At 64.4% G+C, this 6,442-nt stretch carries 6 protein-coding genes; 2 read left to right on the top strand and 4 right to left on the bottom strand.

Annotation, left to right across the window (positions count from 1 at the left end; genetic code table 11):
- Positions 1 to 863 (top strand): cation diffusion facilitator family transporter (locus IEX64_RS18830; RefSeq protein WP_188822119.1); only part of this gene is annotated, 863 nt, incomplete at its 5' end.
- Between the two features lie 95 nt (positions 864 to 958).
- Here the strand turns inward: IEX64_RS18830 and IEX64_RS18825 are convergent.
- The 3 genes from IEX64_RS18825 to IEX64_RS18815 form a co-directional block, all read right to left on the bottom strand.
- A complete protein-coding gene (locus IEX64_RS18825) occupies positions 959 to 1,945 on the bottom strand; it encodes an alpha-ketoacid dehydrogenase subunit beta (RefSeq protein WP_188822133.1) in 987 nt (328 codons plus the stop codon).
- A gap of 17 nt (positions 1,946 to 1,962) precedes the next feature.
- Positions 1,963 to 2,961 (bottom strand): thiamine pyrophosphate-dependent dehydrogenase E1 component subunit alpha, encoded by a 999-nt coding sequence (locus IEX64_RS18820; RefSeq protein WP_188822117.1) that lies wholly within the window; start codon positions 2,959 to 2,961, stop codon positions 1,963 to 1,965.
- Positions 2,962 to 3,064: 103 nt separating this feature from the next.
- Positions 3,065 to 4,798 (bottom strand): class I adenylate-forming enzyme family protein, encoded by a 1,734-nt coding sequence (locus IEX64_RS18815; RefSeq protein WP_188822115.1) that lies wholly within the window; start codon positions 4,796 to 4,798, stop codon positions 3,065 to 3,067.
- Positions 4,799 to 5,011: 213 nt separating this feature from the next.
- On the opposite strand from IEX64_RS18815, the gene IEX64_RS18810 reads away from it, so the two are divergent.
- Positions 5,012 to 6,013, top strand: coding sequence for a zinc-dependent alcohol dehydrogenase family protein (locus IEX64_RS18810; protein ID WP_229710572.1), 1,002 nt, complete (start codon positions 5,012 to 5,014; stop codon positions 6,011 to 6,013).
- Here the strand turns inward: IEX64_RS18810 and IEX64_RS18805 are convergent.
- Positions 6,000 to 6,440: a PaaI family thioesterase gene (locus tag IEX64_RS18805; protein WP_188822113.1), complete on the bottom strand. Its 441-nt coding sequence runs from the start codon at positions 6,438 to 6,440 to the stop codon at positions 6,000 to 6,002. The two genes, IEX64_RS18810 and IEX64_RS18805, sit on opposite strands and share 14 nt — an antisense overlap.
- Positions 6,441 to 6,442: the final 2 nt, after the last annotated feature.

Below are 6,442 nucleotides of genomic sequence, written 5' to 3'. Positions count from 1 at the left end.
ATGGCGCATCATGTCCATCGGCTTGCGCCAGTGGGCGCATGGGTCGTGATCAGAGAGTCTTGGTATCAGTGGTCGACAGCGGCAATCAGGTGCTACTGCTCTACGGCCAGCACAAGGCCGGCAGGAAAGCCGATGCGCGTCATCCCTTCGGATATGGGCGCGAACTTTATTTCTGGGCTTTCGTTGTCGCGATCCTGATCTTCGCAGTGGGTGCGGGCATCTCGATCTACGAGGGCATCGTCCATATCCAGGCCCCGCATCCGATCGCCGATCCGACGATCAGCTATGTCGTGCTGGCCATCGCCTTCGTGCTGGAGGGCTCGTCCTGGGTGATTGCCGTAAGAGACTTCAACGGCAAGCGCGGACGGCGGGGATGGTGGCAAGCCGTACGCCGCAGCAAGGACCCGACCGGATTCATCGTGCTGTTCGAGGATAGCGCCGCCATGGTGGGGCTGGTGATTGCCGCCCTCGGGGTGTGGTCCAGCGTGTATTTCGCCGATGCCCGGCTCGATGGCCTTGCCTCGGTTCTGATCGGGCTGGTGCTGGCCTGCGTCGCCGCCCTGCTTGCCCGCGAGGCCAAGGGTCTGCTCATCGGCGAAGCCGCCGATCCGGAACTCATCGCCCGGCTGCGGGCGGTGCTGGCGGCGCATCCGCAAATCGATTCGGTCAATCACGTCCGTACGATCCACACCGCGCCGGACAGCATATTCGTCGCGGTCAGCGCGGACTTTGCAGACGACCTGTCCATGGGCGTCGCGGAAACGGTGATCGAAGACATCGAGGCGCGGATGAAGCAACTCTCGCCGTCGATTTCCTCGATCTACATCAGGCCGGAAAAGCGGGAACAAGCCGTCGTCGATTAAAGCGCCGACGCACAATCCCTCCAAAGGCAGCGCAAAAAGAAAAAGGCCCCCGCATCGCTGCGGGAGCCCTTGTTCTTTCAAACAGGCAGCGCCTGTCAGCCCATCGCGGCGAGGCGCTTGGCTTCGGCGACGATTTCGGGCGGCTGCACCAGGAAAGCGTCTTCGAGCTTCTTGGCGAACGGCACCGAGCAGTACGGCGCGCCAAGGCGGCCGACCGGAGCCTTGAGCTTGCCGAACAGCTCTTCCTGCACGGTCGCGGCGATTTCCGCACCCGGCCCGAAGTTGCGCCCGGCTTCGTGCACGACGAGCAGGCGACCGGTCTTCTCGGCCGAAGCCAGAACCGTTTCCTTGTCCCAAGGCGAAACCGTGCGGAGGTCGATGACTTCGACCGAGACACCGGCCTTGCCGAGTTCCTCGACGGCCTGCATCACCGAGAACATCATTTGGCCATAGGAAACCAGCGTCAGGTCGGTGCCCGGCATGACCACATTGGCCTTGCCCAGCGGGATCGGGCCCTGGTTGGCGGGCGTGTCCATCGGCACGAACAGGGTCTTGCCGCTCTCGATGATCATCACCGGATCGGGATCCTGGATCGCCGAGAGGTAGAGGCCCTTGAAGTCCGCCGGGGTCCAGGGGATCACGACCTTGATACCGGCAGTGTGCGCGAACCATGCCTCGTAGAAGTCGGCATGCTGGCCGGCGGTCTGGTTGCCCGCACCGGTCAGCGTGCGGATCACCATCGGGACCTGGCTCTGGCCGCCCGACATGAAGCGCAGCTTGGCCGCGTGGTTCACGATCATGTCCATGGCGACGGTCGTGAAATTCATCAGCATGATTTCGGCGACCGGCTTGTAGCCGGCCATGGCTGCGCCGATGGCCGCACCGATGATCGCCTGTTCGGAGATCGGGGTCGACTTCACGCGCATGGTGCCGAACTTGGTGGACAGGCCCTTGGTCACGCCGACCACGCCGCCGCCTTCGTTATCGGCGATGTCCTCGCCGAGCACGAGAACCTTCTCGTCCGCTTCCATGGCTTCCATCAACGCGGCGTTGATGGCCTGAAGGCCGTTCATCTTGACCATTTCAACAGTATCGGTGCTCACGCCGGGATCTCCTCGGCAAAGACGTCGCGACGCAGTTCGTCGTCCGACGGGAATTCACAGTTCATGGCGAAGTCGATGGCGTCCTTCACCTCGGCTTCGATGTCCGCCTTCATCTTCTCGAGCTGTTCCTCGGTGGCAATGCCATCGTCGATCAGCTTCTGACGGAACAGCGGCAGCGGATCCTTCTCGAGGGCGGCGGCCTTTTCTTCCTTGGTCATGTAGGCGTCGTTGTCGCCAAAGACGTGTCCCATGAAGCGGAAGGTCTTGCATTCGAGCAGGGTCGGGCCCTCGCCCGCGCGGGCACGCTCGATGGCGGCATGGGCGTGGGCGTAGACGTCGATCGGGTCGTTACCGTCGACGGTGTAGCCCGGCATGCCGTAGCCGATGGCGCGCTTCGAGATCTGGTCGACACCGGTGCCGTTTTCGAACCGGGTGTGCTCGGCAAAGCCGTTGTTGGCGCACACGAAGATGACCGGCAGCTTCCAGACCGAAGCGAGGTTGAGCGCTTCGTGGAAGGCACCGATGTTGCTGGCGCCGTCACCGAAGTAAGCCACGGTGACCTGCTTGGTGCCGTCGAGCAGCGCGGCCCAGCCGAAGCCGTTGGCGATCGGCATGGACGAACCGACGATGCCGGTGGTGACCATTACGCCGGTTTCGGGGTGGGTAAGGTGCATCGGACCGCCCTTGCCCTTGCAAGTGCCGTCTACGCGGCCGCAGATTTCGGCCCAGAGAGGGCGCAGCGGCATGTTCTTGGCAACCATGTCCTGAATGCCGCGATAGATCGTGCAGATCTTGTCGTCGTCATTGAGCAGGGCCGAGATACCGGCGGGAATGCACTCCTGACCGCGCGCCGAGTAGTACGGTGCGTGTATGCGGCCCTGACGGATCTGGGCGCGGGTGAATTCATCGTTACGCTCGATCCGCAGCATGCGGCGGTAGATATCGAGCTGGGTGTCCGCATCGGGTGATGCGCGGTTGGATAGCGTGTCTGTCATGGTCCCTCTCTCGATAACCTCCGTCGCCAGGGTCGCTGTACAATGGAATCCACTAACCCGCAGGCATTTGAGTGCAAGGGCAAGGTCAGCGGCCCGGCGATATTTAACTTTCGAGGCGTTTGCTCACCAGTTCCTTGACGACGGCGGGCTTCACCTTCTCGCTGCCTGTCACGGCCATTTCCTCATCGGTGAAGAACAGCACGCGGCGGGGAACCTTGAAGCTGGCGATCTGCTCCTTGCAGAAGCCGATCACGGCCTTTTCGTCGAGCTCCGTGCCGTCGACGGGGACGATCGCCGTCACCACCATCTCGCCCAGCATGTCGTCGGGAATGCCCACGGTCTGCACCCGTTTCACGCCCGGATAGCGGCCGACCACCTCGTCGACCTCGATCGGCGCGACGTTGGCGCCGCCGGTCTTGATCATGTCGGTCAGGCGCCCATCCCAGTAGAAGCGGCCCTGCGCATCGATACGGCCGCCGTCGCCCGAGCAGTAGAAGCCCTGCGCATCGAAGCACTCCTCGGGCGCTTTGCCGAGGTAGCCGGTCATCAGCGTCGGCCCCTTGATGCACATCTCGCCCTTTTCGCCGAGCGGCATGATGGCGCCGGTCAGCGGATCGACGATCTTGATCGTGTTACCGGGCAGCACTTCGCCCATCGAGCCTGCATATTCCTCGTCGGCAACGCCGGCGACGCGCGAGGTGCAGATCGTCATCGTCTCGGTGGTGCCGAAGGACATCGGCACATCCCAGTCGGTATCGACGGTCGGATGCTCCCAGATCTGCTCGCCCCGCGTCACGTATTTGAGGCTGGAGAGGTCCGCGCTTGCCCAGTTCGACGCCGCCTGGAAGCGCGCCCACTGGTGCGGGCGGCCGCTGGTGAAGGTGACCTTCTCCTGCTCGATCAGGAACAGCGCCTCCTCGGCATCGAAGTAGCGCTGCAGAATCACCGCGCCGCCGGTCGAGAAGGCGGTGCCGACGACCATCGAGATATTGCCCGACCAGAAGAAACCGTTGCCGGTCCAGCTTCGCACCGGCTCGGTCATCGCGAAGATGCGCGGCCAGCGCCACCACTGGATCGCAAAGGCGCGCTGGGCGTGGACGATCCCCTTGGGCAGGCTGGTCGTGCCCGAAGAGAAGAAGATACCGCCCGTCTCCGCCGGATGCACGCCATCGGCACGCGCGAGAATGGCCGCTTCGGAAACATGCTTCGCCCGCGCCAGAAAGGTGTCCCAGCGCTCCACGGCCCCGTCCTCATGAGAGGTCAGCGGATCGGCATCGCCGAGGATGCCCGGCAGGGAAACCAGATGGCGAAGATAGGGGTAGCGTTCGGACCCGAGATGCCCGGGCCTGCCGTGACCGATCGCCGGCTCGAGCCCGTCGATCATCACGAAGAAGTCCTTTTTGAGCACATGCTGCTCGAACAGCAGAAGCGAGATTTCCGAGGCTTTGAGAAGCTGGTCCATCTCGGTCGGAGTCGAGAAAGTGCTGAGCGCCACCGGTACACCGCCGGCCAGTGCCGTGCCGAACAGGCTGGAGAGAAACTCCGGCCGGTTGGTCATCAGGATGCCGACACGCGAGCCCTTGCCGATGCCCGCTGCCGTCAGCGCGCGCGCCACTTCCATCGCGTGTTCGAACAGGTCGTCATAGGTCCACGAAAAGCGATGACTGCGATTGCGCAGGACCACCGCTTCGCGCGGGCCGTACTTTTCCGTCACCTCGCGCAGATAGCCGGCAATGGTCTGCGCGCCCTGCCCCGCCTCCTCGGCTATCGGCGGTCCCGCGACATGCGACACGGGCGGCTTCGCAAGGCTTGCCTGATCATTGCCGGCGGCATGCATGACGATAAATCCTCTCCCCGAGCGCTCCTGGCGCAAGCTACTACAAGGGCCTAGCAACGCCCGAACGGGGGCGGAATGCGCCGCTGCCGGCTTTGGGGGCTCAGTCACTTCGGTGCGCAGCCGCAGGCAAAGCCATCGCACGGGCGAGCCGGTTTCGGGCTGCGAAGCGCGCCCGCCGTAGTCTAGGGTCGGGCGCGTAACAGGAGGGAACGGATGATGAAGCAGGCAACTGTGGCAAGCGGCCAGGGCATCGAGACAATCGCGATCGGCGATGCGGCGATACCCCAGCCCGGCCCCGGCGAAGCGCTGATCCGCATCAAGGCGGCGACACTCAACTTTCGCGACACCATCGTCGCCAAGGGCTTGATTCCCGGTCTCGGCAAGGAACCCGAAGTCGTGCCCCTCTCCTGCTGCGCGGCCGAAGTCGTCGGCATCGGCGACGGCGTAACCCGGGTTGCCACCGGCGACCGCGTGGTGCCGCTTTTCGCGCCGTTCTGGCTGACCGGCAGTACGCCCGATCCGCGCATGCTCGGCGGCCCGATCGACGGCGTCGCGCGCCAGTACGCCGTGTTCGATGAGGAGAGCCTTTGCGCCCTGCCCGACCAGCTCGGCGATCTCGAAGGCGCAACGCTCGCCTGCGCCGCGCTGACCGCATGGTCCGCGCTCACCCAGTTCCGGCCCACCGGCCCCGGCGACTGGGTGCTGGCGCATGGCACCGGCGGCGTGTCCATCGCCGCGCTGCAACTCGCCAAGGCGATGGGCGCGAAAGTCGCGATCACCTCTTCATCGGACGCGAAGCTGGCACGCGCCGCGTCCTACGGTGCAGACTTGTGCATCAACTACCGCACCACGCCCGACTGGGCCGCCGAAATCCGCAAGGAACTCGGCGAGCGCCCGCTGGCCAACGTGGTGGATACCGTTGGCGCCGTTCAGTTTGACGACAACGTCTCGCTATTGGGTGAGAGCGGACAGCTATCGGCCATCGGCATGCTCGGGTCCGACTTCAGCTGGTCCCGTATGGGCGAACAGGGCATCAATCTCGCCCCGATCGGCGTCGGCAATCGCGAACAGCACGAAACGATGACCGATTTCATCGTGCAGCACGGCATCAAGCCGGTTGTCGATGTGGTCTACGATCTCGACCGGCTGCAGGACGCGTACCGCCACCTCGAGAGCGGCAAGTTCTTCGGCAAGGTCGGCGTCAATCTGCTCTGAGCGCCGGGCCGGAGAAGTACTGGAAGATTCCGTCCGCCGATCCGGCCGCCTCGCCATCGACCTCGAACAGGCCGCGCATGAACACGAGGCGGCTGGTGCGGCGGACCGCTTGCGGGCGGCAGATCACCAGCTGCCCCACGCGCACGCTGCGCACGAAGTGGTAGTTGAGCTGCACGGTCGCGCAGTAGGGCCCACCGGCCGCATCGACCGCCCCGATTCCGAGCGCGATGTCAGCAAAGGTCATCATCGCACCGCCGTGAACGGTATCGGCGCGGTTGTTCGCCATACCCGGATTGGTCTTCACCGCGACTTCGCGGCTCACACCCGGCTCCCCGCGCGTGAAGACAGGATCGATCGTCGCCGAAAAGGTATCCAGCGGGATGTGCGACCAACCCTCGGCTTCTAGCGCCGCTATTGCCTCGTTCATTC

It is taken from the genome of Novosphingobium indicum, assembly GCF_014645195.1.
GTDB classification, from domain to species: Bacteria; Pseudomonadota; Alphaproteobacteria; order Sphingomonadales; family Sphingomonadaceae; genus Novosphingobium; species Novosphingobium indicum.
This window is presented reverse-complemented; position numbering and strand designations above follow the sequence as displayed.

Bases quoted from the DNA above. Each gene is read 5' to 3' on its own strand.
- IEX64_RS18825 (WP_188822133.1), bottom strand. From the start codon at position 1,945: ATGGTCAAGATGAACGGCCTTCAGGCCATCAACGCCGCGTTGATGGAA.
- IEX64_RS18820 (WP_188822117.1), bottom strand. From the start codon at position 2,961: ATGACAGACACGCTATCCAACCGCGCATCACCCGATGCGGACACCCAG.
- IEX64_RS18815 (WP_188822115.1), bottom strand. From the start codon at position 4,798: ATGCATGCCGCCGGCAATGATCAGGCAAGCCTTGCGAAGCCGCCCGTG.
- IEX64_RS18810 (WP_229710572.1), top strand. From the start codon at position 5,012: ATGATGAAGCAGGCAACTGTGGCAAGCGGCCAGGGCATCGAGACAATC.
- IEX64_RS18805 (WP_188822113.1), bottom strand. From the start codon at position 6,440: ATGAACGAGGCAATAGCGGCGCTAGAAGCCGAGGGTTGGTCGCACATC.